Genomic DNA, 24,789 nt, shown 5'->3' with positions numbered 1-24,789 from the left:
AAATTTAGTAATTTAAGGCACACGATGTAGGTATAAAAAAAGAAAACCTCACAGTTTATTTAACTATGAGGTTTTTCTAATAAAAATATATTCTTATTTAAAGAGTGGGAACCATTTCATCCACTCATTTACTTCATTTCTTACATCGGTAATGATAGTTTCATTGTCATGGTTCATCAAAACCTTATCAACTAATTCAACTACTCTTACAAAATCCGACTCAACAAGGCCTCTTGTAGTCATGGCTGCTGTACCTACTCTGATACCCGAAGTGGTCATTGCAGATGCATCGTCAAATGGAACCATGTTTTTGTTTACCGTAATATCAGCTTTGATAAGTGCATTTTCCGCTACTTTACCGTTAAGGCCTTTTGGTCTAAGGTCAATTAGTGCCAAGTGGTTGTCAGTTCCGCCAGATATTACTTGGTAGCCTTTGTCCATAAATGTCTGAGCCATTATTTTTGCGTTTTTCTGAACCTGCACCGCATAGTTTCCGAAAGAATCAGTTAATGCCTCGCCAAAAGCTACTGCTTTAGCCGCAATGATGTGCTCTAATGGACCGCCTTGCGTACCCGGGAAAACCCCAGAGTCTAAAAGTGAAGCCATAGATCTAATTTTCCCTTTTTGAGTAGTAATTCCGAATGGATTTTCGAAATCATTTCTCATCATGATAACTCCACCTCTTGTACCTCTAAGGGTCTTGTGAGTAGTAGTAGTTACGATATGGCAGTGGTCAAAAGGGTCAGCAAGTAATCCTTTTGCTATAAGACCGGCTGGGTGAGATATGTCAGCAAGTAAAATTGCTCCCACTTTATCAGCGATGTTTCTTAATCTTGGATAATCCCAATCTCTAGAGTATGCAGAAGCACCACAGATGATCATTTTTGGTTTTTCTCTTAAAGCAGTTTCTTCAACTTTATCCCAGTTAATTAGTCCTGTTTCTTTTTCTACACCATAAAAAAACGGCTGAAAATACTTTCCAGAGATATTTACAGGCGAACCATGTGATAAGTGACCACCGTGAGAAAGGTCAAAACCTAGAATTTTATCACCAGGCTGCAGACAAGCCACAAATACCGCCATGTTTGCTTGTGCACCTGAGTGAGGCTGCACATTGGCCCATGTCAAATTGAATAGTTGCTTTAAGCGATCTATCGCAATTTGCTCTACTTGGTCTACTACTTCGCAGCCACCATAGTATCTTTTGCCCGGTAGGCCTTCTGCATATTTGTTGGTTAAAACACTTCCGGCAGCTTCCATCACTTGAGGCGATACAAAGTTTTCAGAGGCAATAAGCTCTATTCCGTGTAATTGTCTCTCGTGTTCTTTCTGAATTAAATCAAAAATTTGGGCGTCCCTTTCAGGTGAAGAATTCAATATTGACATTGATAAAAAACTAATTTTGAGATTATTAAAAAGTGGTGCAAAATTAAAACTTCTTTTTTTAGAAACCCCAATAAATCTTTTTTTTATCTTCAATTATTCAGGTTTCTCATGTTTTTATTAATGAGGTTTTAAATATTATGCAAAAAAAGATTCGATGCTATTTGAGTAAGTTTTCAAGTGCCATTGGCAATGTAGGATATTTAAATCGATCTAAAATCTTCCTTTTGTTTTCTACTTTACTACTACCAAGCACTACCACAGACATTTCGCCTAGAGCGAGTTTTAAAACGAAGCCTGGTACTTTTGGCAAAAAATAGGCTTTGTTCAATATTTTTGCCGCCATTTGGTTCAAAACATCATTTCTTACAGGTTCAGGGGCAACTCCATTATACACACCTTCTATATTGTTGTTTGTAATTGCTTTTTCAAACATCGCAACTAGGTCGTCTTCGTGAATCCAAGAAATCCATTGTTTGCCGCTTCCTAATGCTGCACCTAAGTTTAATTTTACGGGAGCTATTAATTTAGGGAAAGCTCCGTCTCTGGTACTAAACACCACGCCCGTTCTGATTTTTACCAACCTGGCTTCCAATACTTCTGCAAGTTTTTCTTCTTCTTTTTCCCAAAGAATTGTGCATTTGGCTAGAAAATCTTTTCCCGCTGCCGAATTTTCATCCATTAAGTTTTCTCCCGTATTTCCTCCATAATACCCGATTGCAGAGCCGCCAACCACTGTTTTTATGTTATGGTTTTTTGGCAAATTGGCTATGATACATTTTAGAGATTCCACTCTGCTGTCTATAATTTCTCTTTTGCGGGCATCTGTCCATCGTTTGTCTGCTATGCCTGCACCCGCCAAATGTACGATTGCGTCTATTCCCTCTAACGCACCTTTTTCTATGTAGTTTTTAGAGGTATTCCATTCGAAAACCTCAATGTTGGGTATATCTTGTTTTGATCTTGATAAAATTCTAACGCTATGTCCTGAGTTGATTAGCTTTTCGCTTAATAAAGTTCCGATCAAGCCTGTGCCGCCTGTAATGAGTATTTTCATGTGATTGATATTTGTATTTTAACCTCTTTTAGGGGTGTATTGTTCTGTTTTTGTGTGTGATTGTATGTTTTTAAAAAATAAATGCTCCACATTTAAATGGAGCATTTAGCTATCTATTATTTTATAATTATTTCATCTACAAAAAGCCAGGCTGGTTTTCCTTCGCCTGGGTGGCCGCTTGGTAAGTTGCCGTAGTTTTTAGCTAAAACTTTAACATATTTGGCCGTTTGATTGCCAAGGTCAATGTTCATTTGCTGCACAAAACTTTCTTTATTGGCTTTGTCGCCTAGTGGCATTTTTTTTACAGAGTTAAATGTTTTCCCATCTTTCGAAACCCAAATTTCTATTTCGGTAGGAGGGAGAATCCATGAAGTGTAAGCACTCAAAAAAGATATGGATAACCTGGAGATTGAACTTACTTGTTTTAAATCAATAGTAAAATCCAAATCTTTTCCCGCAAAACCTACCCAAGAATCATTAGAGTTTTGGTTGCCCCTAATTCCGTCTGTAAGTGCATTTTTGCTTCCGCCCGTATATTTTTCATTGACTTCATTTCCTAGCGTATAAGACTTACCTGTTGATTTAGATATAAAAAATGACTTTGAAGTGGCTTTGCCTAACATTTTGCCATCTGGTGAAAACAAGGCCGCAGCTAACGTTCGGTCGTCTTCAATCGGAATTTTGACATTTGTTTTGTATTCAAATGACTTCTCGTTAGGTTCGGTTCCGTCTAAAGTATACCTGATTATGTTTTTCTTATCGTCTGAAATCAAATCAACTACAGGAGTACCCAATGCGTTGGTACTTGTACTAAATTTTATATCATATATCGCTTTTGAATAATTAATACCCAAAAGATTTAATCTTTCTAGGTGCTTTACTACTCTTTTTTTGAAGTCCGTATAGGATTTTTCTTTACTTGACCAGGCCACTTCTGCAGTAGCCAATGCCCTCGGAAAAAGCATATATTCGGCGTATTCTGGAGTTCCTATGTATTCGGTCCATAGGTTGGCTTGAACACCAATTATGTATTTAGCCTCTTCGGTTGTAAGTTCAGGAGCTAAAGGTTCGTATGAATATGTTTTTTCTAAAGGTAAGTAACCGCCAATAGCCAAAGTTTCGGTGCTTGGACTAGATTGGTAGTAGTCAAAATACATAAAGCTGTTAGGTGACATCACCACTTCGTGTTTTAGTTTGGCTGCTGTTATGCCGCCTTCGGTGCCTCTCCAAGACATCACTGCTGCATTGGGCGAAAGGCCGCCCTCCAAAATTTCATCCCAACCGATTATTTTTCTTCCTTTACTTGTGACAAATGTGTCTATTCTTTTTATAAAATAGCTTTGAAGTTCGTGTTCGTCTTTAAGTCCTTCTTTCTTGATTATGTTTTGACAAAGTTCCGATTTTTCCCACGTGGTTTTCGGACATTCATCGCCTCCAATGTGTATATATTGGCTAGGAAACATTTCCATTACTTCGGTTAAAACATTCTGTAAAAAAGTAAACGTATATTCGCTTGGGCAAAGGACTTGATCTTCTACGCCCCACTTTGTGCCTACTTTGTAGGGCCCACCGGTGCAGCCAAGTTCAGGATACGCCGCCAATGCCGCCAATGAATGTCCAGGCATTTCTATTTCAGGAATTACCGTAACGTATTTGCTGCTAGCGTATTCTACTATTTCTTTTACCTCGTCTTGCGTATAATAGCCACCATACGGTTGTCCGTCAAATTTTTGGTCGCGGTAGTGGCCCACCATTGATTCCTTCCTGATAGAGCCTAAACCAGCAAGTTTTGGGTATTTTTTGATTTCGATTCTCCAGCCTTGGTCATCTGTTAAATGCCAATGCAACGTATTCATTTTGTGAAAGGCTATTTCGTCAATTAGTTTTTTGATAAAACCTACTGGAAAATAATGTCTGCTTACATCCAGCATAATGCCGCGATATTTGAACCTAGGAAAATCTTCAATACTACACTCGGGTAAGCTTAATGTTAGTTTTTCTTGAAAAGAAGAGCTAAATATTTCTGTTGGAAATAATTGCAATAAGGTTTGAAGTCCATAAAAATGTCCGACAGAATTGGCGGCTTCTATTACCGCTAATTTATTTGTTATTTTAACTGTATAGCCTTCATTGGGGAGATTTTTGTTTGTTTTAAAAACAATGGCGTCACTGTTGCTTGAAACCGAAGTGATAGTTGGGTTTAAGTCTGTAGTGACTTTTATTTTTAGGGCTAATTGTTCGGCTATTGCCGACAGGCCATTGTTGTTTGCTTCGATTACGATTTTAGTTTCTTTTTTTAGCTGAAACTTCCCTTTGCCAACACTTAATTTCTGAGGTTTAGGAATAATCGAAATGGTTTCTTGCCCAAAAGCAAATTGAACTAAAAGAAGCAATAAAAATATCTTTTTCATTTTATATTAGGATCGGTTGTTAAATATTATTTGTTGAATTAAATAGTTGTGCATCAGGAAGCTCTAACAATATAAAGGAGAATTATTAATAATAAATAATTCTCCTTAAAAAGTTTTTTCGAACGTAGTGAAGCTTTCGCAAATTGAATATTATCCTTTCAATATGGTGTGCCCCATTTTATCTCTTTTTGTTTTTAAATATCCCTCATTATGCTCGTTTGCCTCTATCTCTATCGGAATAGAATCAACGATTTCAAGACCGTAGCCCATCAAACCTACTCTTTTTTTAGGATTATTAGAAATCAATCTGATTTTTGAAACACCTAAGTCTCTAAGTATTTGAGCTCCAACGCCGTAGTCTCTTTCGTCTGCTTGAAAACCAAGTTCGATATTGGCCTCCACTGTGTCTTTGCCTTGCTCTTGAAGTTTGTAAGCTTTCAGTTTATTTAATAATCCAATGCCTCTTCCTTCTTGGTTCATATAAACTATCACACCTTTTCCTTCTTTATTTACCATTTCCATGGCGGTGTGTAGCTGATTTCCACAGTCACATCTACAGCTTCCAAAAATATCGCCCGTTACACATGAAGAATGCACTCGTACCATAACTGGCTCGTCAGCATCCCAACTGCCTTTAATTAACGCCAAATGAAGCTGATTATTATTTTTCTGTCTGAAAGCAATTAGCTCAAAGTCGCCATACGCCGTAGGCATATTTACTCCAATTTCTCTCTTAATTAAACTCTCTTTATGAAGTCTGTAAGCTATCAAGTCTTTGATAGTTACTAGTTTTAGATCAAACTTGTCTGCTATTTGTCTACATTCAGCCAAACGAGACATAGTGCCGTCTTCATTCAGTATTTCTATTAAAACTCCAGCTGGTTGTAATCCTGCAAGCTTTGCAAAATCAATAGCTGCTTCGGTATGGCCCGTTCTTCTTAGTACGCCGCCTTCGGCCGCTACCAATGGAAATATATGCCCGGGTCTGCCTAGTTCAGAGGGCTTTGTGTTTGGGTTAACCAAAGCTTTTATGGTACTCGCTCTATCAGAGGCCGATATACCTGTGGTGCAACCATATCCAAGTAAGTCAACCGAAACTGTAAATGCGGTTTCGTGCTCAGCGGTATTGTTGCGAACCATCATATTTAGTTCTAATTCTTCACATCTTTCTTTGGTCAAAGGAGCACACATTAGCCCTCTTCCTTCTTTCACCATAAAGTTAACGAGCTCGGGAGTGATTTTTTCTGCAGCACAAATAAAATCACCTTCGTTTTCTCTATCTTCATCATCTACCACCACTATAACCTTACCATTTTTTATATCTTCTATCGCAGATTCTATGGTGTCTAGTCTGATTTTATCCATTGATTTTTATGTTTGTTTATACAAAGATACGTCTTGTAATATTAAAACTAAGTTTCAAAAAGGAATGTTCCATTATTTCATTAAACATCGCAAAGCTCAAAGGCTTTTTTCAGCGAACCCATTTTATCTGGATTCTTTGGAATGAATTCTTGCCCCACAAAACCTTTAAATCCTGTCTTCGCAATGGCTTTCATTATGGCTGGATAGTTTAACTCTTGTGTTTCGTCTATTTCGGCTCTTCCTGGGTTTCCTCCGGTGTGATAGTGTCCAAAATACATATGATTCTCTTCGATAGTTCTAATAATATCGCCTTCCATGATTTGCATGTGGTATATGTCATAGAGAAGTTTAAAACGTTCTGAATCGAGCATTCTCACGAGTTCCGTTCCCCAATCAGTAGAGTCGCACATGTAGCCTTTGTGGTTTACTTTGCTGTTTAGAAGTTCCATAACCAGGGTTACTTTCTTTTTCGTAGCATAAGCCAAAATCTTTGAAAGTCCTTCAATGCAGTTTTCTAAGCCTTCGTCATCATTCATGCTTTCGTCTCTGTTTCCAGAAAAACAAATTACATTTTTGTAGCCTGCCAAAGCCGCCTGATCTATTAAATAAGTATACCATTTAATAAGTCCCGCGTGGTTTTCTACTTTGTTCCAGCCTTTTGTAATTCCCCATTCGGAGCTAGAAATACTTACCATTGAGCATGTGAGGCCGTGTTTTTTTATTAATGGAAAGTCTTTTACATCTACTAAGTCTACCGCTGTGTACCCTATATTCTTAATTTCTTTCAAAAAATCTTCATAGGGCGTGCTTTCATAGCACCATCGGCAAACCGATTGTGAAATATTTCCGTTTGGCAAAAAGCCTTTGTGTGGAGTTGCAGCACTTGCTGTTTCGCTTAAACTGCCAATAGCAGCGGCAGTTACTAGCTTTTTTATTGCATTTCTTCTTGATGTCTCCATTTCGTGTTTTTAATTTTTTAGATTTGCAGCTCAAATTTATAACTAAATTTTAACCTTAAAACCTAAATATGAATAATATAAAAAGCATTGTGTTTCTGGTTGCACTTGCTCTGACCACATTTTTGAGCAGTTGTCAAACTTCCAAAATCAAGTTGAAGGAGTCAAAAGTTGCTTCAAATTCAGTTAATGACTTTGAAATAGATTTGAGTAAGCCAATTTGGGCGGATGAATTTGACAAAGATGGAAAGCCGAATGCTGAAATTTGGTCTTATGATCTTGGAGGAAACGGATGGGGCAATGCGGAGCTTCAAAACTATACCAATGAAATAAAAAATGCTGAGGTAAAAAACGGCAAGTTGCACATAAAGGCTATTAAAGAAAAAACAGGAGAAAATGCATATTCTTCAGGCCGATTGGTGACAAAAAACAAAAAAGATATTTTGTATGGAAGAGTGGAGGTAAAAGCCAAGTTGCCAGTTGGCATTGGCACATGGCCCGCTATATGGATGTTAGGTACTGATAATAGCTATGGAGAGTCTTATTGGCCAGATAATGGGGAGATAGACATAATGGAACACGTTGGATATGACCAAGATGTGGTCCATGGCAATGTACACACCAAGGCATTTAACCACGTGATTGGGACTAATAAAGGCAATAAAATAACGGTACCAAATGCTTCTGAAAAATTTAATATTTATGCTATAAACTGGTATCCAGATAGTATTATTTTTGAAATAAACGGAACCGAATATTTTAAGTTTTTAAAAGAAAAAGATTATCAATGGCAACAATGGCCTTTTGACAAAAAACAACATTTGTTACTTAATCTAGCAGTTGGTGGTGCTTGGGGTGGCCAAAAAGGTGTGGACGATGCTATTTTTCCTCAAGAAATGATAATAGATTATGTAAGGGTATATGGGTTAAAATCAAAATAAGAGATGAAGAAATTATCGATGGAGGAACTCCAAAGAAAAAGTGTGGTTGAGTTTAAAGAAGCTAAGAAATCAAAGCTTAGACTGGTTTTAGATGATATTAGAAGTATGTCAAACATTGGTTCTGTTTTTAGAACTTCGGATGCATTTTTAGTTGAAAAAATCCACTTGTGTGGAATAACAGCTCAACCGCCTCACCGCGAAATAGAGAAAACAGCAATTGGTGCTACAGAGTCTGTTGCATGGTCATATCATGAAAATGTGCTTGAATTAATCAAGGAATTAAAATCTGAAGGCTTCATAATCCTTAGTCTGGAACAAGCAGACAAAAGTGTTATGCTTAACGAGTTTTTGCCAAAAGCAGAAGAAAAGTATGCGGTGGTATTAGGTAATGAGGTTTTTGGGGTAAACGAAGAAATTATTGCCTTGTCTGATCAAGTGATTGAAATTCCACAATATGGCACAAAACACTCACTGAATGTAAGTGTTTCGGCCGGCATATTAATTTGGGATTTTTATTCGAAAATTAACGGAAAGGTTCTCGAAAGTCCCTTGTAGTTTAGTTGGACAAAATACTTTCCAATAACCTTATTGGTTCTAATACTAAATTTTACCGGTAATGAAAGATTTGCAACAAAACGTTCCTCCACTATTTGTCCAATGGAGTTATATATTTTGACCGTAATGTTTTCAATGTTTTGGTCAGAAGTTAAATAAAATATACCATCCTTTACCGGATTGGGATATGCACTTATTCCGAATAGCTCACGGTTTATAGTAAAGTCTGTTTGGGTAGATAGTGGCGAAATACAATTAAGTATTCTGCCCGCAGGTGTTGTAAAAGATTCAATGGCTTTTACTCCATAAATTCCGTTTTGTGAAATTGAAATTTCTTGTGCCGTTTGGTTACTTATTAAACTGTTATTAAAATACCATTCAAATTTACTCGGTGTTTTTTCTGTTTCTGCTTTTATGCTAAACGGGCCGGTTTTTGTAATTGAAGGTAATGTTGGGTTCTTAATAAAATTATAAGAAACCGCATTTGATTCTGGAGATGGGCAGTCAAAATTACTGAATAATTTCACTTTGAGTGGTGCCGGCAAATTGCTAAGTAACTTTATGTTGTTTGACTTTTCACCTGTGCTCCACAAAACCTCAAATCCATTCGGGTTTTCAACTTTTAGGTTTATTTCGCCTCCTTCACACACATATCCATCAGAATTTAATAAGGTGGTGTTAGGTTTGGCTGGAGGGTCTACAAAATTTGCTCTAAGTTGGTTAGAAGCACCAGACAGACAACCTTGAGCACTTCTAAAATATGCAAAATATGGGCTTGTGTTGCTGACTATCAGTTTTGAGCCTATAGTTCCATTGTTCCAATTTACATCGTATTTTGAGGTGGTAGATTGTAGTTCCACACTATTGCCCACACAGGCAGTAAGTGATACGGTAGGGCTGACAACCGGATTAAATTTAGGGAAAACATTGGCTGCATTAATAGCATTGGAAAATTGATAGTTACCAAAACCATCTCTTACAATAACGCTATATTCACCCGAACTCGTTTGTATTGTATTTCCAGTCCAACCCGTATTCCATTGATACGAAGTATAGGTTTTATCTAACTTTAAAGAAACCGAAGTTTGCGATAAGCAATTGTATTTAATCTCAACAATGTCTGGGGCCAATAGAGGAGTAGAGTTAGCAAAGAAAGTGCTATTCAGTGATGAATTCCAAGAATTTGCCAAAAGCGTAAGCCCTTTTTCCGAGTTTGTATTTGCAAAGTGAGCTCCATCAGGCCTGTTAGGTTGGATATCATCAGTAGATGGCCCTGCAAAGGCCATTTCTGTTTCTGCAATCACTCTATTTTGTGCTGCTATTACTTGTGAATAATTTGTACCATTTAATCTTGATACTCTCGACACAACCCAAGGTATCTTTACGCCAGTATTATCTCGGGTAGTGGCTATTATAGATTTTAAATTGTTTACATGGGTGCCTTCGCTCACATCTAAGTCAAACTCACCTTGATGCCATAATATAGCCCGCATTCCATATGTCTTTAGCATACTTTGAAGTGTAGTCTTCAATGCATTATATGGCATTCCTAAATCAAAAGGAAAAACGGTGTATTTGTGATAAGTAAGCCTATTATTGATGGCATCTATGTAGTTTTGGGTGGAAGTTCCCGATACCGCAGCATTAAAAAACATTACGGGCACATTTAGTTTACTAACTAGTTGGTCTCCCAGGTCGCCCCAACACCAAGCTGTGTACCCTATTGGGCCAACGCCTGTATTGGCCTCGATTTGATTAAAAAGATCTACCGGAAGTACACTAGGAAAGTTTACAAAATTGTAGGTTTGGTGATTGAAATAATTTCGACTGAAGCCATTCACTCTGTCGTCTTTAGCTGAGTTTGGATTAGCGTTGTTGCCATCGCCTTGAGCATTAGATTGGCCAGCAATCACAAAAACCTCCCCAATACCTACACGTTGTATAGTTTGAGAAAAAACAGCTACGTTATTGCTCATAGCCCTAACCTCGAGTTTGTACCAGCCCCCTAAACCTTCTATTTTGCCTGTGTAAGACAATCCATCAATCTGGTTGTCTATAGTTACCCAGTCAGTAGCAGTGCCTTGTCCGGTAACTCTTGGGGTTAATCTTGCTTCTACTCGGTCAGTTTCTTGTTGCAGTTTTCCTGAAATCAGTATGTTTCCTTTATTGTTATTATCTCTCTGAAATACAGCTCTTTCAACAGGAAAATCTATCGTTATTTGTGCTAGTAGCCTGGTATTTAGAAACAGTAAAAGACCAAGGGTTACTAGAAAAGTTGAATATTTATTTATTTTAAATTCCATGAAGTATTTAAAAATAGTGAATGATTTAGTTTATGCTCCAGTAAATTGTTTTAAAAACCTTACATCATTCTCAAAAAACAGTCTTAAATCATTAATTCCATATTTTAACATCGTTATTCTCTCTATTCCCATTCCGAAAGCAAAACCGGTATATTCTTCAGAATCTATTCCGCAATTTTCTAAAACATTTGGGTCAACCATGCCCGAGCCGGCTATTTCTACCCATCCCGAATGCTTACAAATGTTACAACCTTCACCATGGCAAATAAAACAAGAGATGTCTATCTCGGCACTTGGCTCAGTAAAAGGAAAATAACTTGGGCGAAGCCTTATTTGAGTGTCTTTTCCAAACATTTCTTTTGCGAAATGTAGCAAAGTATCTTTTAGGTCTTTGAAACTTACGTTTTTATCAACATAAAGGCCTTCTACCTGATGAAATTGACAGTGGGCTCTGGCCGAAATTGCTTCATTTCTGTATACTCTACCTGCCATTATTGACCTAATAGGAGGTTTTTTATATTCCATTAGCCTAGTTTGCACATTTGAGGTGTGCGTACGGAGGAGCATATCATCTTTTTGGATTTTGGCCTTATCCACAAAAAAAGTGTCTTGCATTTCTCTAGCAGGATGGTTTTCTGCAAAGTTTAGAGCTGAGAAATTGTACCAGTCAGATTCTACTTCGGGGCCCTCTTCGGTGTTAAAACCCATACGTGCAAATATCTCGACGATACGTTTTCTAACAATAGTTAGCGGGTGAAGACTTCCTAATCCCTGAGGGATTTCTGGAAGTGTTAGGTCTAAAGTGGAATCAACGGTATCTGTATTAGAATTTGACCCAGCACTATTTTGTAGAAAAGCTAGTTTTTCTTCTAGGGTAACCTTCAATGTATTAATTTCCTTTCCGATCGATTTTTTCATTTCATTCGGAACGAGCTTGAATTCATCGAATAACTCGTTTAATAGCCCTTTTCTACTCAGGTACTTCAAACGGAAGTTTTCAATATCTTCTTTGGTTTTAGCTTCGTAAGCTACCGCCTCTTTTATTAATGCATTAATACGTTCTAACACTCTTAGTTAATTTTTAGAACGCAAATATAATATTTTGAAACCGAAAATTGCTAAAATAGGAATATGATAAAGCTTAAAATTGAAATAATTAAAACAAATTATCTCAAATTATGCTGTTTTTGATCAATTAGGTATTTCTACCTGTTTTGTAAGGGGATAATACTTGATTTAACGGTAGGTTAATTTGTTATATTTCTGATAATCAGTTACTTGTTGAATTATGGCAATTCGCTAGAAATTTATTTAATGGTAAATACCCCCTAATTTAGGGTAACAAAATAATATTTGAGACCATGAATAAACCCAATAAAAACCCTAGAAGTAACTACATAACATTTCATTATAACAACGTTTTTGTTACCTTACCTGTAGAGCAAATTGTAAGATTTGAAGCAAATGTAAACTATAGTCTGATATTTACAGGATCTGGCAAAAAGTACCTTTCATCGCGTACTTTAAAGCATTACACAGAAAAACTTGCAACAAAATCCTTTGTAAGGGTTCACAAAAGCCACCTTATTAATAGCAACTTTGCGGAAGGTGTAATTCTGAATGGCGGTAAGTCAACTGTACTTTTAAAATTTGGTGAAAAAGTTAGTATTTCCAGACGGAAACTGAAAGAGGTAGTCGAAAAAGTAGGGTTAGTAAACTAATCCACTATTTCATATTTAGCTTTTGCGGTTTTTCTCGAATAAAAATTAAAATGCCACCATTCGGAAGAAATCGGTTGATAGCCGGCTTTCTCCATGGCATTTCTGAGTATTTTTCGATTTTCAACTTGCTCTGAAGTTAGTTTGCCCTCACTCAACAGTTTTTCTTCTAATCTAGGATAAGCTAAATCTCCAAAGTAATCATATTTGGTTCCCATATCTAATGCTTGATTTTGAGTTAAATCAAAAATGCTTAGGTCCACAGCACAGCCATAATTATGAATAGAACCTTCTTCAGGGTCTGCCACGAAGTCTTTTCGTCGCTTAGGTGGAATACTGTCTAGTTTATCCCAAAGAATTTGCTGAATTCGGTGAGGACGGGCGGCATCATAAATCACAAGGCGTAAGTTTGGATTAGTTTGTTTGAGGTTTTTATTTGCTAGTACCAATGCACTGGCTGGGTCTTTTTGCATGTAGGCGTTTGCAAAGGTGCCATATACATCTTGGCCAAAAAAATTGTCTTCGGTGCTATATTTTAAATCTATAATTAATGTAGAGTCTAAGCTCTTCAAGTTCACTAAGCCTTGGTTAATCATCGAAGTTTCATATTCCGAAATTGGCATTTTTACTTCTTCTGGTAACTCTTTTGCTGTTTCTGCCCAGCTTTCGTTTTCTTTAGCATTATTACAAGATACCATCAAACAAATAGACGATACGCAAAACGAGTGAATGATAAGGGTTTTAAAACTATTAAAAATGGGATGCCTTGTTCCTGACATTGTTTTTATTTTAAAAATTAAACCAAATACACATCTAAATTTACGATAAAAAACATAATTTGGTGAAATTTTTCAATCAACAAAAGGTTTATGGCTTTAAATTATATTTGGGTAGGTTTTTTTTTAGTGGCCTTTATTGTGGCATTGTTTAAGCTAATCTTCTTTGGCGATACCGAAATATTCAAATTGATAATAGATGGTATGTTTGAATCTGCCGAATCGGCGGTGATGAATTTGGCCCTTCCTTTGGCTGGTGTAATGACTTTCTTCTTGGGTATTTTGAAAATCGGAGAAGAAGCCGGTGTTATCAGAAAATTGGCAAAAGTTATTTCTCCATTTTTTAGTAGATTGTTTCCTGAAGTTCCCAAAGATCACCCCGCAAATGGTCAGATGATTATGAATTTTTCGGCGAACATGTTGGGTCTTGATAATGCTGCTACACCTTTTGGCTTGAAAGCTATGCAAAGTCTACAAGAACTAAATCCGAGTAAAGATACTGCCTCAAACTCACAGATAATGTTTATGGTCCTGCACTCTGCGGGTCCTGTTTTGATTCCGATTTCTATTATGGCTCAGCGAGCTATTTATAATGCCGCCGATCCTTCAGATATATTTATTCCTGCTCTTATTTCTGTTTATATGGCCACTTTTACGGGGCTTTTATTTGTCGGTATTAAGCAAAAAATTAACTTTTTTGAGAAGACCCTTTTTCTTTGGCTTTTGGGTATTTCGGGTTTTATAGGTTTTGTATTGTGGTATTTTGCGGGTTTACCCAAAGAAGAAATAGAAACTACCTCTAAAGTAGTCAGCAACCTCATTCTTATGTTATTTATAGTTGGTTTCATCGGTGGGGCAGTTTACAAAAAAGTGGATGTGTTTTCGGCTTTTATTGATGGAGCAAAAAGTGGTTTTGAAACATCAGTAAAGGTCATTCCATACCTAGTAGGAATGTTGGTGGCCATCAGTGCTTTCCGAAATTCAGGGGCGTTAGATTATGTGGTGGACGGCTTTAAGTTTGCTTTTAGTTTTACTGGATTAAATACCGATTTTACAGATGCACTTCCTACAGCACTTATGCATCCTTTGAGTGGAAGTGGCTCTCGAGCTATGATGATTGACTCTATGAAAACTTTCGGTGCAGATTCGTTTATTGGAAGGCTTTCGTGCGTCTTTCAAGCTTCTTCAGATACTATTCTTTACATTTTAGCCCTATATTTTGGTTCTGTAAGTATAAAGCATACACGTTACACATTAGTAGCTGGCCTTTTAGCAGACTTGGTGGGTGTTATCACAGCCATTTTTGTGTCTTACATTTTCTTTCATTGATTAGTGCCTTCTTCTGTATTTGGCTCTAATTTGGTCACGGTTGTCGCATTGACCGTTGCTACAACCCGTGTTAGTTAAGCTTTGGAATAAAAAACCTGCACCAAGAATATATAAAAATATATTTTGGTCGAAGTAAAATGCCGCACCAATTAAAATGATAGATACGATTAAATGTGAGATTCTTAAAACGCCCCAGTTTTTCATGATATTTATTATTTACATAAATAAAACAATAGTTTGCCTTGTTTTAGTTCTAATCTGCTGGAAATATACCATTGGATAAAATCCTCGTTTTCTTTATGATAAGGTTTTGTTAATGCTTGGTTTATTTTTTGATAATATTGCGATTTGGTTTTAAACTTGCCCTATATAAAGTATCCCTAATTATTTAAAAATGAAAACTATAAGAATTGCATGTACACTCATACTTACATTTTTGGTAGGTGTTTCGTGTTCAAAATCGGGTCTTAAAGCCCTCGAATCTGGTGAATATTATAATGCAGTTATTCAGGCGGTTGATAAGTTAAAAAAAGACAGTGATAATTCTAAAGCTTTGGAAGTTTTGCCCAAAGCTTATAAATATGCCTCTGAAGACTTACTAAAAGATATATCAAACGCCAGAAAATCAAATGCTCAGTTTAAATATGAGCGAGTGGTTAATGATTATAAAAAACTGAATAACCTTCATGATAAAATTGTGACGTGTGTGCCTTGTCGCAATATTGTGGAGCCTGATGCTTATTTTTCCGAATTAGAAAGTGCTACCTTAAATGCAGCAGATGAAAGGTATGCTTTTGCTGTTAATCTTTTAAATAAAGGCACAATTGAATCTGCTAGAGCAGCATTTCAAAATTTCGATATACTTCTTTCTTATGCACCCAATTATAAAGATGCTCGTGAAAAACTCGATGAATCGCTTTTTTCGGGTTCTTATCATGTGGTTTTAGAGCCACCAGTTGTAAATTCAAAACTATATCAATATTCTAACGAATTCTTTGTTTCAAAGATTGATGAGTTTTTGCAAAAAAATAAGAGGCTAAATAAGTTCATTATATTTTATCAACCTGAAGAGGCTAAGCAACTCAAATTAAACCCTGATCATGTGGTTAGGCTAGAATTTATAGATTTTGTGGTAGGGGAGACCTTTATTAAATCAGAGAAAGAAAAGGTAACTTCAAAAGATAGCGTGAAAGTAGGAGAGGCAAAAATAGCCGGCAAAAAAGTAGATGTTTGGGGTTTGGTAGATGCCACAGTCATAAAAAATGTAAAGACAGTTCGCTCCAGAGGTATTTTGTCAATGGAAATTTACGACTACAAAACCAAAAAGAACCTTTTGAGAGAAGAATTGCCGGGTGAGTTTCTATGGACAAACACTTGGGCAACGTATAACGGCGACGAGCGAGCTCTAAGGCCTCAGGATATTAAAGAGACTAAGAAAGTGGAGGAACTGCCGCCAGCTCCGCAGCAGTTGTTTATTGAGTTTAGCAAGCCAATTTATGATCAGTTTACTTCTCGAATAAAAAGATTTTATGATTCTTATTAAATCTTTAATTCAATAAAAATTATGCAAAAAAAAAGTCGAGCTCTAAACTCGACTTTTTTATTTATAAATCTGAAAAATCAAAATTGTCTAAGAATCCAGTATTAAACTTTCCTGACTTGAATGTTTCATCATCCATTAGTTTTAAATGGAATGGAATAGTGGTCTTTATACCCTCTATTATAAACTCTTGAAGTGCTCTTTTCATTCTTACGATAACTTCCTCTCTGCTTCTTGCTGTTACTATTAGTTTGGCAATCATAGAGTCGTAGTTGGGAGGAATGGTATATCCTGCATATACGTGTGAGTCTACTCTCACGCCATGACCACCCGGAATATTCATTTGTTTGATAGTACCTGGAGAGGGTCTAAAGTTTTGTCTTGGGTCCTCGGCATTTATTCTACATTCCATTGAATACATTTTCGGGAAGTAGTTTGTGCCCGAAATAGGAACTCCTGCAGCTACTTTTATTTGCTCTTTTATTAAGTCAAAATCTGTAACCTCTTCGGTAATCGGGTGTTCTACCTGTATTCGGGTATTCATTTCCATGAAATAAAAGTCTCCGTGTTTGTCAACCAAAAACTCAACTGTACCGGCACCTTCGTATTTGATGGCTTCAGCACCAGCAATAGCCGCTGCACCCATACGCTCTCTAAGTTCGTCGCTAACTACAGGTGAAGGTGTTTCTTCAACTAATTTTTGGTGTCTTCTTTGGATCGAGCAGTCTCTTTCCGAAAGGTGACAAACTTTGCCGAATTGATCTCCAACTATTTGAATTTCAATGTGTCTTGGTTCTTCAATGAATTTCTCAAGGTATAATCCGTCATTTCCAAATGAAGCACTAGATTCCATTTTGGCATCGTCCCACATTTTTTGGAACTCTTCACTTTTACGAATTATCCGCATACCTTTTCCACCACCACCGGCCGTAGCTTTGATGATTACAGGGTAGCCCATAGCTTCAGAGAGTCTTATTCCCTCTTCTACTGATGTCAATAAGCCTTCCGAGCCAGGAATTACAGGAACTCCGGCTTTTTTCATGGTATCTTTAGCCGTTGACTTATCTCCCATAAGGTTTATTTGGTCAGCAGTAGCTCCGATAAACTTTATTTTGTAATCTTCACATATACGCGAAAATTCAGCATTTTCAGAAAGAAAACCATAACCTGGGTGAATGGCATCCGCATTTGTTATTTCGGCTGCTGAAATAATACTTGGAATATTAAGGTACGATAACTTGCTCGAAGGAGGTCCGATACAAACCGCTTCGTCTGCAAATCTTACATGTAAACTTTCTTTATCTGCAGTAGAGTAAACTGCCACAGTTTTTATGCCCATTTCTTTACAAGTCCTTATTACTCTAAGAGCAATCTCTCCTCTATTGGCAATTAATATTTTTTTAAACATAAGCGAGTCATTAAATGAATGTATCATATTTAATTACATTCAAGATGGGTCCACTAAAAATAACGGTTGGTCAAACTCTACTGGAGTAGCGTCAGCAACTAAAACTTTAACTATTTTACCTGAAATTTCTGATTCAATCTCATTGAAAAGCTTCATTGCTTCTACAATACAAATTGTTTGACCTGAACTGATATCGTCACCAACTTCTATGAAGTTTGGTTTATCTGGACCCGCTGATCTATAAAATGTACCAATCATTGGAGACTTGATCTCTATTAGGTTTCCGTTAGTTACGGGTGCCGCTTCAACCACCACAGCCGGTGCTGCTGAAGGTGCAGTTGCTGTTTGAACTTGTGGAGCAGCTGGCAATGAATGCTCTACTACTGGTTGTTGAACATATTGCACGCCTACATTAGCATTTCTTTTTATAGAAAGCTTTAGTTCTGCTGTTTCAATGTTAACCTCATTTAGGTCAGACTTTGAAATAAAATCTATAAGTTTTTGAATTTCTCTAGTATCCATAAAAGTTAAAAGGTTATAAAGGGTTAAGTACAAAAGTAAAAATAATACCCCACCCAGTTTAATAAAAAATTAAGTTTATTTCTCTTTTACTCTCGAATCGTATTCGTAGGTAGAAGTGTTTACTTTAATGAGTTCGTCATTGTTTATAAAAAGCGGCACTTTAATGGTGGCCCCAGTTTCTACAGTTGCTGGTTTTGATGCATTGGTGGCTGTATCGCCTTTTAGGCCTGGCTCAGTATAGGAAATTCTTAGCTCTACATAAGCTGGCATTTCTACCGAAAGGGGAGTTTCTGTTTCTGAATGAACCAAAATATCAATCATAGTCCCTTCTTTCATCAAATCGGCGGTAGGAACCATTTCTTCTGATAGACTAATTTGCTCGAAAGTTTCATTGCTCATGAAATTGTAGCCCATTTCGTCTTTATATAAAAACTGATAAGGTCTTTTCTCAATTCTTGCAGTAGTTACTTTTTCTCCTGCTGTAAAAGTGTTATCTAAAACCCTTCCAGTCTTGATGTTCCTAAGCTTTGTTCTCACAAATGCTCCACCTTTACCGGGTTTAACGTGTTGGAACTCTACTATCGTATAAAGATCGTTGTTCCATACTAGACATAATCCGTTTCTAAAATCTGCTGTAGATGCCATATTTTTATTTTTCTAGATTGAATCTAAGGCTTATAAATGGAGCCAAAGTGCCGCCAGATACATACCTATTTTGATTGTCAATATTTGTTAATTTAAGAATATTTTTTTGATTTGTTGCTCCTAATTTTACCGAAAATGACTCCGAGACCGTATAAACGAAATATAGGGTTGTCCGAAGGTTTCTTTGCTCTTTATTTGAAAAAATATGGGTGAATTTTATAGGATTAACTTCCAGAATTTTTGAATCAGAGTATTTGGTGTCAGAGATTGATTTTCCAAATGAAAAACTCGCTAATTCGCTGCTAATTCCAAAACCATAATTTTTATAAAAAACCTCCCCGCCTAACATCAAATCTATGTTAGAATGGAAATAGCTTTTTTCTAATACAAAATCGTTTGCTTTAATTTTATCTGTAGAATGATAAATGTTTGGCTTCAACAAATTAGCTGAATAGTTAGTTTTGGCCAATATCCGAAAAGGTATTCTTTTATTTACTTGAAGGATTTCCCCAATGCCAAAAGACCCAACAGAGGAATAATCCGAAAAGGAAAATCCAACACTATGTTGATTATAAACCTTGATTGTTTGACCTTTTAGATTCAAAGCGATAAAACTCAATAATATTACTTTTAGAAATTTTATCATAAAATGGAATTAATATGCCCACTTAATATAAACTGATCCCCAAGTAAAACCACCTCCAAATGCCGCTAGCACTAGGTTGTCTCCTTTTTTGAGTTGAGATTCATAATCAAAAAGGCACAATGGTATAGTTGCAGCTGTAGTATTTCCGTATTTCTGAATATTAAGCATTACCTTATCTTGTCCAATGCCCATTCTGTTTGCGGTTGCATCAATAATTCTTTTATTCGCTTGATGTGGTACTAACCAGCTAATGTCATCACCTGTGAGGTTATTTCGTTTCATAATATCCGCAGCAGCATCTGCCATATTAGTAACCGCAAATTTAAACACAGAGGGTCCTTCTTGGTGAATGTAATGAAGTTTTTGGTCGATTGTTTCATGGCTTGCAGGGTATTTACTTCCACCACCTTTCATGATCAAATGATTTTCGCCAGTGCCGTCAGAATGTAGTACGAAGTCAATCAAGCCTTCGTTTTCAGTGGTAGGTTCCAACAATACAGCTCCAGCTCCGTCACCAAATAATACGCAAGTAGTACGGTCTGTGTAATCTACAATTGCAGACATTTTATCTGCTCCTATAACGATTACTTTTTTAAATCTTCCTGATTCGATAAACTGGGCTCCAGTGCTTAGAGCATATATGAATCCAGAGCATGCTGCTAGGATATCGAAACTACAAATATTCGGTATTCCAACTTGCGTACAAACTAAATTGGCTGTACTTGGAAACATGTAGTCTGGCGTTACTGTAGCACAGATTACCAAGTCAATATCTTTCGGGTCTGTATTTGTTTTTTCTAGAAGTCCTCTTACTGCTTCAGCTGCCATGTAAGATGTTCCCAAACCTTCGCCTTTCAGTATTCTTCTTTCTTTAATTCCGGTTCTGGAGGTTATCCATTCGTCATTTGTATCAACAAATTTTTCTAAATCGGCATTTGTAATCACATCTTCTGGTAGGTAACCGTGTACTCCAGTGATTGCAGCTTTTAAACTCATAAAAAAAAGATTTGGATGGCTTTGGGCCAATTCTAGTTATTAAATACTTCTTTTATTTTCTCAGTAACTTTTGATTCAATTTGCTTTTGGGCAAGTAAAATCATGTTTTTAATAGCAAGAGGCGTAGAGATGCCGTGTCCAACTATTACGTTTCCATTAACCCCAATTATAGGACTACCACCCACTACTTCGTAGTTCATTTTGTTAATAAGTGGGTCGTTAATATTCTTTGTAGCTGAATATTCATAAAGGGCTTCGCCCATTTTGTAAAGGATGTTTCCTGTAAAACCATCCGTTACGATAATATCTGCCAATCCGTCAAAAAGGTCTCTTCCTTCTATATTTCCAACAAAGTTTATTTTTTTGTTGTTTTTAAGAAGTTGAAACGTGGCCTGGGCCGTTGTATTTCCTTTTTCTTCCTCGTGACCGATATTCAGAAGACCCACTTTCGGGTTTTCCATGTTCAAGGCAAATTTACCATACAAACTGCCTAACTCGGCAAATTGCATAAGAACCTCAGGTTTACAATCTGCGTTGGCTCCTATGTCTAACATAAGGCTGTAACCACCATTTTTTAGAGGGAAATATCCCACTATTGGAGGTCTTTGAAGATTACCTACTGTTCTTAAGGTAAAAAGAGAGCCTACCATCATAGCACCGGTATTACCCGCACTACAAAAAGCTTGAACTTGACCTTCTTTTAAAAGCTTAAACCCAACTCCGATACTAGAATTGGGTTTTTGAGAGAATGCTCTTGTAGGATGCTCATGCATTTCTATTACATCAGTAGCAAAAACCATTTCAATCTTTGAAGCAGGGTACTCCAAGTCATGCAAACAGTTTAGCATTTCATCCTTCTTTCCGATAAGTACAATTTGATAGTCATCTGGTAATAATGATGCAGCCTGAACAGCACCTTTTACTATTGCATTGGGGGCAAAATCGCCACCCATTGCGTCTATGGCAATTTTTTTCATCGGAGAGTAATAATATTAAAAAAACGAGATTGTCTAAAAATTCTATTGATAGTTTTCAACTACCAATTTTCCACGATAGTATAGATTTCCTTCGCTTACGTGAGCATTGTGACGTAAATGTATCTCTCCTGTTGTTGCATCTACTGACAATTGCTTCAATGTCAATGAATCATGAGTTCTACGCTTGTCTCTTCTTGTTTTCGAAATTTTCCGTTTAGGATGTGCCATTACAATAAATAATTAAATTTTTCTTGCTTACTTGATTTGATTTTTAAGTTTCAATAATGCCGCCCATCTTGGGTCTACACTGTCTTCACTTTTTTCTTTTACTATATCTAAATTTTCATCAGTGTAAACCATAACTCCTTCAGAATCATCGTCTTCTTCATTTCTAAAGCGAGGATGTAACTTTTTCATTGGAATTTGTAAACTGATGAAATCAAATATAAGATTTGCGATATTTATTTTTGGAGTACCAAATGGAATTACTTCCATTTCTTCTGAAAGTTCCTTGGCTTCTTCTCCAAATTTATATATATACTTTTCTTCAATTTTAAAATTTTCTGTAAACTCATCTAGGCTTCTGTCACAAACCATGTCAATATAGGCATCTATATTTATAAAAAGCCTAATTAATGAATCTGTTTTTTCTAATGTAACCCTGACTTTGAACTTTCCATCTGAAACGATGTCTTGCTCAAAGGCTTCGAAGAAAGTATTTCCTCCTTCAAATTCAAATTCATAGGTTTTGTTTTCTAAACCATGAATATTTATCTCAAAACTACTTATAACTTTATTCACTTTTTTACAGAAAGGTTGCAAATTTACGCCCTTTTTTTGATAAGAAAAACTTTTGAGTTAATATTTAGCTAGATATGCACTATTTAGTTTTATTAATTCCCGAATTATACATTTCTTTATGGTTTAATTTAAAAAAGTATGTCTAAGGTGATAGTTTTTGATATAGGGAATTCGGATGTGGTAGTAGGTTTTTTTGACGCAAATATACTCAAATATTCACTTAGGATAAAGTCTCTTAAAAATGAAAATGCTTTATATTTCGAATATCGAATATTGAATTTTATGCTGGAGAAAGGTATTTCAAAAACTGACTATACCAAAGGTGTGGTTAGCAGTGTAGTGCCTTCACTAACTCCTTATTTTGTTGAATTTTGTAATAAATTTTTAGATTTTGACCCAATTTTGGTCAATCCTGGGATTTCTAAACTAATGAAAATCAATATTGATAATCCAGAGGAGCTGGGGGCTGACTTATTTGTAAACGCATTGGCCGCTTACACAATCCATCAAAAAGCGTGTATTGTGGTTGATTTTGGTACTGCATTAACTTTTACTTCAGTAAATTCAAAAGGTGAGATATTGGGCGTGAACATAGTGCCGGGCATAAAAACTGCCATTAAATCGTTGTTTTCTGATACTTCACTTTTGCCACAAGTAAAACTAGAGATTCCTGAAAAAGTAATTGGTAAAAACTCAATGCACAGTATTCAATCTGGTATTTTGATTGGTTACGAGGGTCTTGTAAAAGAATTGATCAGTAAAATAAAAACGGAAATAGGGGAGGATGTTACGGTTGTCGGTACCGGTGGTTTATCTTCGGTATTGACAGGTATTTTCCCACTTTTTGATGTAATTGATAGAGAGCTTACCCAAAAGGGGCTCTTGATGTACGGAAACGCTTACCTATAAAAATTTTTGATTTTGATGTAATCTTCTACCGGTTCGGTTACCAAGTATTTGATACTTTTGTTTTCTTGAAGTAGTTTTCTTATGAAAGTTGCAGAAATATCAAGAAGTGGAGCCTCTACAAACTTAACTTTGGGATGATTCTTGAAATTATGAGGTGCGGTGTTTGGTCTAGGATATACGTAAAGTGCGTAATAGTCTAATATCTGCTGATAGTTTTTCCAGTTTTCAAATTGAACGAGGTTGTCTTCACCCATTATTAATACAAACTCATGCTGTGGGTATTTTTCAGCTAAAACCACCAAAGTGTCAATGGTGTAGCTTGGCTTCGGTAGGTTAAATTCTATGTCAGTGGCTTTAAGCTTAAAGTTTTCGGCTATTGCTCTTTCTACCATCGTAAACCTGTCAAATTCGTGTAGCAAGGAATTGTTTTTTTTGAAAGGATTTTGGGGGGAAACCACAAACCAAACTTGTTCGAGGTCCGTGTGGTTGGCCATACTGTTGGCTATTATTAAATGCCCAACATGTATAGGATTAAACGAACCAAAAAATAAGCCGATTTTCATTTAAAGAGAAGGTTTTAATAGTTTAAAGGTTTCGAGTCAAGTTTTAGAATTCCTGAAGTAAATTCATCGTATAGCTTTTGAGCTTTTACAAAAGACTTTTCCAAGTCGTCATTGAGTAAAACTACATCAAATTGATCTTGGAAGGCCATTTCAAACTGAACCTTATACAACCTTTTAGATAAACTTTCTTCGCTTTCTGTACCTCTATTTATTAGTCTTTTCTCAAGTTCCTCCATCGAGGGTACTTTTACAAATATAGCCAAGGCGTCGTCACCAAAATATTCTTTAAGTTTTAGGCCTCCTTTTACGTCTACGTCAAAAATTACATTTTTTCCTTGATCCCAAAGCCTGTCTATTTCAGATTTCAAGGTGCCATAATAGCCTCCTGGGTAAACTTCCTCCCATTCTATAAAGGCTTTTTCTTTTATTTTGCTTTTAAACTCATCTATACTTAAAAAGTAATAGTCTTTTCCGTGCTCTTCGTTTCGACCTCTTTTGTCTCTAGTGCAAGCCGATATTGAAAATCCGAGGTTTTCGTTTGTGGCTAATAAGTGCTTCACTAAGGTGGTTTTACCCGAACCTGAAGGTGCACAGAAAATAATGGTTTTGCCTTTTGCCATAAAAAAAAATCCACCGGAAAGAACTCCAGTGGGTATATTTAATGTGATTTAAAATCAATAATAGTCTTAACTAAAAAACAAATGGAATAATTTAACTTCAATCAGTATAACTAAAATAACACCCATTGATATCCCAATTTTAGACTTGATTGCTTCTAAAGTTGATTTAGGACAACATTTTTTATCTACTTTAGTATTCAGTGATTCTTTAATAGTTTTTTCGAGTTCGTAACCTTCTATACAAGGTATACATTGTTCTATATTAGTCTTGAAATGCTCAATCTCTTCGTTTGAAGCAGAGCCATCTAAAACTGCTTGAATGAGCTTCATACAGTTTGAGTGGTTTTCACACTTTTCTTTCATTACAC

26 protein-coding genes are annotated in these 24,789 nt (G+C 36.3%); 6 read left to right on the top strand and 20 right to left on the bottom strand.

Annotation, left to right across the window (positions count from 1 at the left end; genetic code table 11):
- Positions 1 to 93 precede the first annotated feature (93 nt).
- The 5 genes from ACFOOI_RS08475 to ACFOOI_RS08455 all read right to left on the bottom strand — a co-directional run bounded on the left by ACFOOI_RS08475 (position 94) and on the right by ACFOOI_RS08455 (position 7,175).
- Positions 94 to 1,386 (bottom strand): serine hydroxymethyltransferase, encoded by a 1,293-nt coding sequence (locus ACFOOI_RS08475; RefSeq protein ID WP_379837013.1) that lies wholly within the window; start codon positions 1,384 to 1,386, stop codon positions 94 to 96.
- Positions 1,387 to 1,543: 157 nt separating this feature from the next.
- Positions 1,544 to 2,440 carry a TIGR01777 family oxidoreductase gene (locus tag ACFOOI_RS08470; protein ID WP_379837011.1) on the bottom strand — a complete coding sequence of 299 codons (897 nt, stop codon included), beginning with the start codon at positions 2,438 to 2,440 and terminating at the stop codon, positions 1,544 to 1,546.
- A gap of 116 nt (positions 2,441 to 2,556) precedes the next feature.
- On the bottom strand, positions 2,557 to 4,851 hold the full coding sequence (locus tag ACFOOI_RS08465; RefSeq protein ID WP_379837009.1) for a glycoside hydrolase family 20 protein: 2,295 nt from the start codon (positions 4,849 to 4,851) through the stop codon (positions 2,557 to 2,559).
- A 150-nt stretch (positions 4,852 to 5,001) separates the two neighbouring features.
- The gene (locus ACFOOI_RS08460) at positions 5,002 to 6,216 is read right to left on the bottom strand and encodes a bifunctional 3,4-dihydroxy-2-butanone-4-phosphate synthase/GTP cyclohydrolase II (protein WP_379837007.1); all 1,215 of its coding nucleotides are present in this window, start codon (positions 6,214 to 6,216) and stop codon (positions 5,002 to 5,004) included.
- Positions 6,217 to 6,296: 80 nt separating this feature from the next.
- Positions 6,297 to 7,175 (bottom strand): hydroxypyruvate isomerase family protein, encoded by an 879-nt coding sequence (locus ACFOOI_RS08455; RefSeq protein ID WP_379837005.1) that lies wholly within the window; start codon positions 7,173 to 7,175, stop codon positions 6,297 to 6,299.
- Positions 7,176 to 7,243: 68 nt separating this feature from the next.
- Here ACFOOI_RS08455 and ACFOOI_RS08450 point away from each other — a divergent pair, with 68 nt between their 5' ends.
- The gene (locus tag ACFOOI_RS08450; protein WP_379837003.1) at positions 7,244 to 8,113 is read left to right on the top strand and encodes a glycoside hydrolase family 16 protein; all 870 of its coding nucleotides are present in this window, start codon (positions 7,244 to 7,246) and stop codon (positions 8,111 to 8,113) included.
- 3 nt (positions 8,114 to 8,116) lie between these two features.
- Positions 8,117 to 8,668 carry an RNA methyltransferase gene (locus ACFOOI_RS08445; RefSeq protein WP_379837001.1) on the top strand — a complete coding sequence of 184 codons (552 nt, stop codon included), beginning with the start codon at positions 8,117 to 8,119 and terminating at the stop codon, positions 8,666 to 8,668.
- Here the strand turns inward: ACFOOI_RS08445 and ACFOOI_RS08440 are convergent.
- Together ACFOOI_RS08440 and pheS are read right to left on the bottom strand one after the other, a co-directional pair.
- A complete protein-coding gene (locus ACFOOI_RS08440) occupies positions 8,626 to 10,971 on the bottom strand; it encodes a sialate O-acetylesterase (protein WP_379836999.1) in 2,346 nt (781 codons plus the stop codon). The two genes, ACFOOI_RS08445 and ACFOOI_RS08440, sit on opposite strands and share 43 nt — an antisense overlap.
- 30 nt (positions 10,972 to 11,001) lie before the next feature.
- Positions 11,002 to 12,039, bottom strand: coding sequence for a phenylalanine--tRNA ligase subunit alpha (gene pheS, locus ACFOOI_RS08435; RefSeq protein ID WP_379836997.1), 1,038 nt, complete (start codon positions 12,037 to 12,039; stop codon positions 11,002 to 11,004).
- A 293-nt stretch (positions 12,040 to 12,332) separates the two neighbouring features.
- Between pheS and ACFOOI_RS08430 the strand changes: the two genes are divergently transcribed.
- The gene (locus ACFOOI_RS08430) at positions 12,333 to 12,692 is read left to right on the top strand and encodes a LytR/AlgR family response regulator transcription factor (RefSeq protein ID WP_379836995.1); all 360 of its coding nucleotides are present in this window, start codon (positions 12,333 to 12,335) and stop codon (positions 12,690 to 12,692) included.
- On the opposite strand, the gene ACFOOI_RS08425 is transcribed toward ACFOOI_RS08430, so the two are convergent.
- The gene (locus tag ACFOOI_RS08425; protein ID WP_379836993.1) at positions 12,689 to 13,468 is read right to left on the bottom strand and encodes a M15 family metallopeptidase; all 780 of its coding nucleotides are present in this window, start codon (positions 13,466 to 13,468) and stop codon (positions 12,689 to 12,691) included. The genes ACFOOI_RS08430 and ACFOOI_RS08425 overlap by 4 nt on opposite strands.
- 90 nt (positions 13,469 to 13,558) lie before the next feature.
- Here ACFOOI_RS08425 and ACFOOI_RS08420 point away from each other — a divergent pair, with 90 nt between their 5' ends.
- Entirely contained in the window at positions 13,559 to 14,794 is a 1,236-nt protein-coding gene (locus tag ACFOOI_RS08420; RefSeq protein ID WP_379836991.1) for a nucleoside recognition domain-containing protein, read from the top strand.
- Here ACFOOI_RS08420 and ACFOOI_RS08415 read toward each other — a convergent pair whose 3' ends face one another.
- Positions 14,795 to 14,998, bottom strand: a complete 204-nt coding sequence (locus ACFOOI_RS08415) for a hypothetical protein (RefSeq protein ID WP_379836989.1) — start codon at positions 14,996 to 14,998, stop codon at positions 14,795 to 14,797.
- 190 nt (positions 14,999 to 15,188) lie between these two features.
- Between ACFOOI_RS08415 and ACFOOI_RS08410 the strand changes: the two genes are divergently transcribed.
- A complete protein-coding gene (locus tag ACFOOI_RS08410) occupies positions 15,189 to 16,337 on the top strand; it encodes a hypothetical protein (RefSeq protein ID WP_379836987.1) in 1,149 nt (382 codons plus the stop codon).
- 61 nt (positions 16,338 to 16,398) lie between these two features.
- Here ACFOOI_RS08410 and accC read toward each other — a convergent pair whose 3' ends face one another.
- From accC to ACFOOI_RS08370, 8 genes are all read right to left on the bottom strand, one after another.
- Positions 16,399 to 17,742 (bottom strand): acetyl-CoA carboxylase biotin carboxylase subunit, encoded by a 1,344-nt coding sequence (accC, locus tag ACFOOI_RS08405; protein WP_379840212.1) that lies wholly within the window; start codon positions 17,740 to 17,742, stop codon positions 16,399 to 16,401.
- A gap of 39 nt (positions 17,743 to 17,781) precedes the next feature.
- On the bottom strand, positions 17,782 to 18,264 hold the full coding sequence (gene accB, locus ACFOOI_RS08400; protein WP_379836985.1) for an acetyl-CoA carboxylase biotin carboxyl carrier protein: 483 nt from the start codon (positions 18,262 to 18,264) through the stop codon (positions 17,782 to 17,784).
- Positions 18,265 to 18,339: 75 nt separating this feature from the next.
- Positions 18,340 to 18,909: an elongation factor P gene (gene efp, locus ACFOOI_RS08395; protein ID WP_379836983.1), complete on the bottom strand. Its 570-nt coding sequence runs from the start codon at positions 18,907 to 18,909 to the stop codon at positions 18,340 to 18,342.
- Between the two features lie 4 nt (positions 18,910 to 18,913).
- Complete coding sequence (locus tag ACFOOI_RS08390) at positions 18,914 to 19,555, bottom strand: hypothetical protein (protein ID WP_379836981.1); 642 nt, start codon at positions 19,553 to 19,555, stop codon at positions 18,914 to 18,916.
- 9 nt (positions 19,556 to 19,564) lie between these two features.
- Positions 19,565 to 20,551, bottom strand: a complete 987-nt coding sequence (locus tag ACFOOI_RS08385; RefSeq protein WP_379836979.1) for a beta-ketoacyl-ACP synthase III — start codon at positions 20,549 to 20,551, stop codon at positions 19,565 to 19,567.
- Positions 20,552 to 20,583: 32 nt separating this feature from the next.
- Positions 20,584 to 21,528, bottom strand: coding sequence for a phosphate acyltransferase PlsX (plsX, locus tag ACFOOI_RS08380; protein WP_379836977.1), 945 nt, complete (start codon positions 21,526 to 21,528; stop codon positions 20,584 to 20,586).
- Between the two features lie 42 nt (positions 21,529 to 21,570).
- Positions 21,571 to 21,756 carry a 50S ribosomal protein L32 gene (gene rpmF, locus ACFOOI_RS08375; protein WP_379836975.1) on the bottom strand — a complete coding sequence of 62 codons (186 nt, stop codon included), beginning with the start codon at positions 21,754 to 21,756 and terminating at the stop codon, positions 21,571 to 21,573.
- A 27-nt stretch (positions 21,757 to 21,783) separates the two neighbouring features.
- Complete coding sequence (locus tag ACFOOI_RS08370) at positions 21,784 to 22,329, bottom strand: YceD family protein (RefSeq protein WP_379836973.1); 546 nt, start codon at positions 22,327 to 22,329, stop codon at positions 21,784 to 21,786.
- Positions 22,330 to 22,467: 138 nt separating this feature from the next.
- On the opposite strand from ACFOOI_RS08370, the gene ACFOOI_RS08365 reads away from it, so the two are divergent.
- Positions 22,468 to 23,238, top strand: a complete 771-nt coding sequence (locus ACFOOI_RS08365; protein WP_379836971.1) for a type III pantothenate kinase — start codon at positions 22,468 to 22,470, stop codon at positions 23,236 to 23,238.
- Here the strand turns inward: ACFOOI_RS08365 and nadD are convergent.
- From nadD to ACFOOI_RS08350, 3 genes are all read right to left on the bottom strand, one after another.
- Complete coding sequence (nadD, locus tag ACFOOI_RS08360; protein ID WP_379836969.1) at positions 23,229 to 23,801, bottom strand: nicotinate (nicotinamide) nucleotide adenylyltransferase; 573 nt, start codon at positions 23,799 to 23,801, stop codon at positions 23,229 to 23,231. The genes ACFOOI_RS08365 and nadD overlap by 10 nt on opposite strands.
- A gap of 14 nt (positions 23,802 to 23,815) precedes the next feature.
- Positions 23,816 to 24,421: a guanylate kinase gene (gene gmk / locus ACFOOI_RS08355; protein ID WP_379836967.1), complete on the bottom strand. Its 606-nt coding sequence runs from the start codon at positions 24,419 to 24,421 to the stop codon at positions 23,816 to 23,818.
- Positions 24,422 to 24,487: 66 nt separating this feature from the next.
- Positions 24,488 to 24,784 carry a hypothetical protein gene (locus tag ACFOOI_RS08350; protein ID WP_379836965.1) on the bottom strand — a complete coding sequence of 99 codons (297 nt, stop codon included), beginning with the start codon at positions 24,782 to 24,784 and terminating at the stop codon, positions 24,488 to 24,490.
- Positions 24,785 to 24,789: the final 5 nt, after the last annotated feature.

It is taken from the genome of Lacihabitans lacunae, from assembly GCF_042649125.1.
In the GTDB taxonomy this organism is placed as follows: Bacteria; Bacteroidota; Bacteroidia; order Cytophagales; family Spirosomataceae; genus Leadbetterella; species Leadbetterella lacunae.
This window is presented reverse-complemented; position numbering and strand designations above follow the sequence as displayed.

Coding starts and splice junctions, on each gene's coding strand:
- ACFOOI_RS08430 (WP_379836995.1), top strand. CDS start 12,333: ATGAATAAACCCAATAAAAACCCTAGAAGTAACTACATAACATTTCAT.
- ACFOOI_RS08410 (WP_379836987.1), top strand. CDS start 15,189: ATGAAAACTATAAGAATTGCATGTACACTCATACTTACATTTTTGGTA.
- efp (WP_379836983.1), bottom strand. CDS start 18,909: ATGGCATCTACAGCAGATTTTAGAAACGGATTATGTCTAGTATGGAAC.
- ACFOOI_RS08470 (WP_379837011.1), bottom strand. CDS start 2,440: ATGAAAATACTCATTACAGGCGGCACAGGCTTGATCGGAACTTTATTA.
- ACFOOI_RS08425 (WP_379836993.1), bottom strand. CDS start 13,468: ATGTCAGGAACAAGGCATCCCATTTTTAATAGTTTTAAAACCCTTATC.
- ACFOOI_RS08440 (WP_379836999.1), bottom strand. CDS start 10,971: ATGGAATTTAAAATAAATAAATATTCAACTTTTCTAGTAACCCTTGGT.
- ACFOOI_RS08455 (WP_379837005.1), bottom strand. CDS start 7,175: ATGGAGACATCAAGAAGAAATGCAATAAAAAAGCTAGTAACTGCCGCT.
- ACFOOI_RS08445 (WP_379837001.1), top strand. CDS start 8,117: ATGAAGAAATTATCGATGGAGGAACTCCAAAGAAAAAGTGTGGTTGAG.
- ACFOOI_RS08350 (WP_379836965.1), bottom strand. CDS start 24,784: ATGAAAGAAAAGTGTGAAAACCACTCAAACTGTATGAAGCTCATTCAA.
- accC (WP_379840212.1), bottom strand. CDS start 17,742: ATGTTTAAAAAAATATTAATTGCCAATAGAGGAGAGATTGCTCTTAGA.
- ACFOOI_RS08450 (WP_379837003.1), top strand. CDS start 7,244: ATGAATAATATAAAAAGCATTGTGTTTCTGGTTGCACTTGCTCTGACC.
- ACFOOI_RS08465 (WP_379837009.1), bottom strand. CDS start 4,851: ATGAAAAAGATATTTTTATTGCTTCTTTTAGTTCAATTTGCTTTTGGG.
- ACFOOI_RS08420 (WP_379836991.1), top strand. CDS start 13,559: ATGGCTTTAAATTATATTTGGGTAGGTTTTTTTTTAGTGGCCTTTATT.
- plsX (WP_379836977.1), bottom strand. CDS start 21,528: ATGAAAAAAATTGCCATAGACGCAATGGGTGGCGATTTTGCCCCCAAT.
- accB (WP_379836985.1), bottom strand. CDS start 18,264: ATGGATACTAGAGAAATTCAAAAACTTATAGATTTTATTTCAAAGTCT.
- gmk (WP_379836967.1), bottom strand. CDS start 24,421: ATGGCAAAAGGCAAAACCATTATTTTCTGTGCACCTTCAGGTTCGGGT.
- nadD (WP_379836969.1), bottom strand. CDS start 23,801: ATGAAAATCGGCTTATTTTTTGGTTCGTTTAATCCTATACATGTTGGG.
- ACFOOI_RS08365 (WP_379836971.1), top strand. CDS start 22,468: ATGTCTAAGGTGATAGTTTTTGATATAGGGAATTCGGATGTGGTAGTA.
- ACFOOI_RS08385 (WP_379836979.1), bottom strand. CDS start 20,551: ATGAGTTTAAAAGCTGCAATCACTGGAGTACACGGTTACCTACCAGAA.
- ACFOOI_RS08415 (WP_379836989.1), bottom strand. CDS start 14,998: ATGAAAAACTGGGGCGTTTTAAGAATCTCACATTTAATCGTATCTATC.
- ACFOOI_RS08460 (WP_379837007.1), bottom strand. CDS start 6,216: ATGGATAAAATCAGACTAGACACCATAGAATCTGCGATAGAAGATATA.
- ACFOOI_RS08475 (WP_379837013.1), bottom strand. CDS start 1,386: ATGTCAATATTGAATTCTTCACCTGAAAGGGACGCCCAAATTTTTGAT.
- ACFOOI_RS08390 (WP_379836981.1), bottom strand. CDS start 19,555: ATGATAAAATTTCTAAAAGTAATATTATTGAGTTTTATCGCTTTGAAT.
- rpmF (WP_379836975.1), bottom strand. CDS start 21,756: ATGGCACATCCTAAACGGAAAATTTCGAAAACAAGAAGAGACAAGCGT.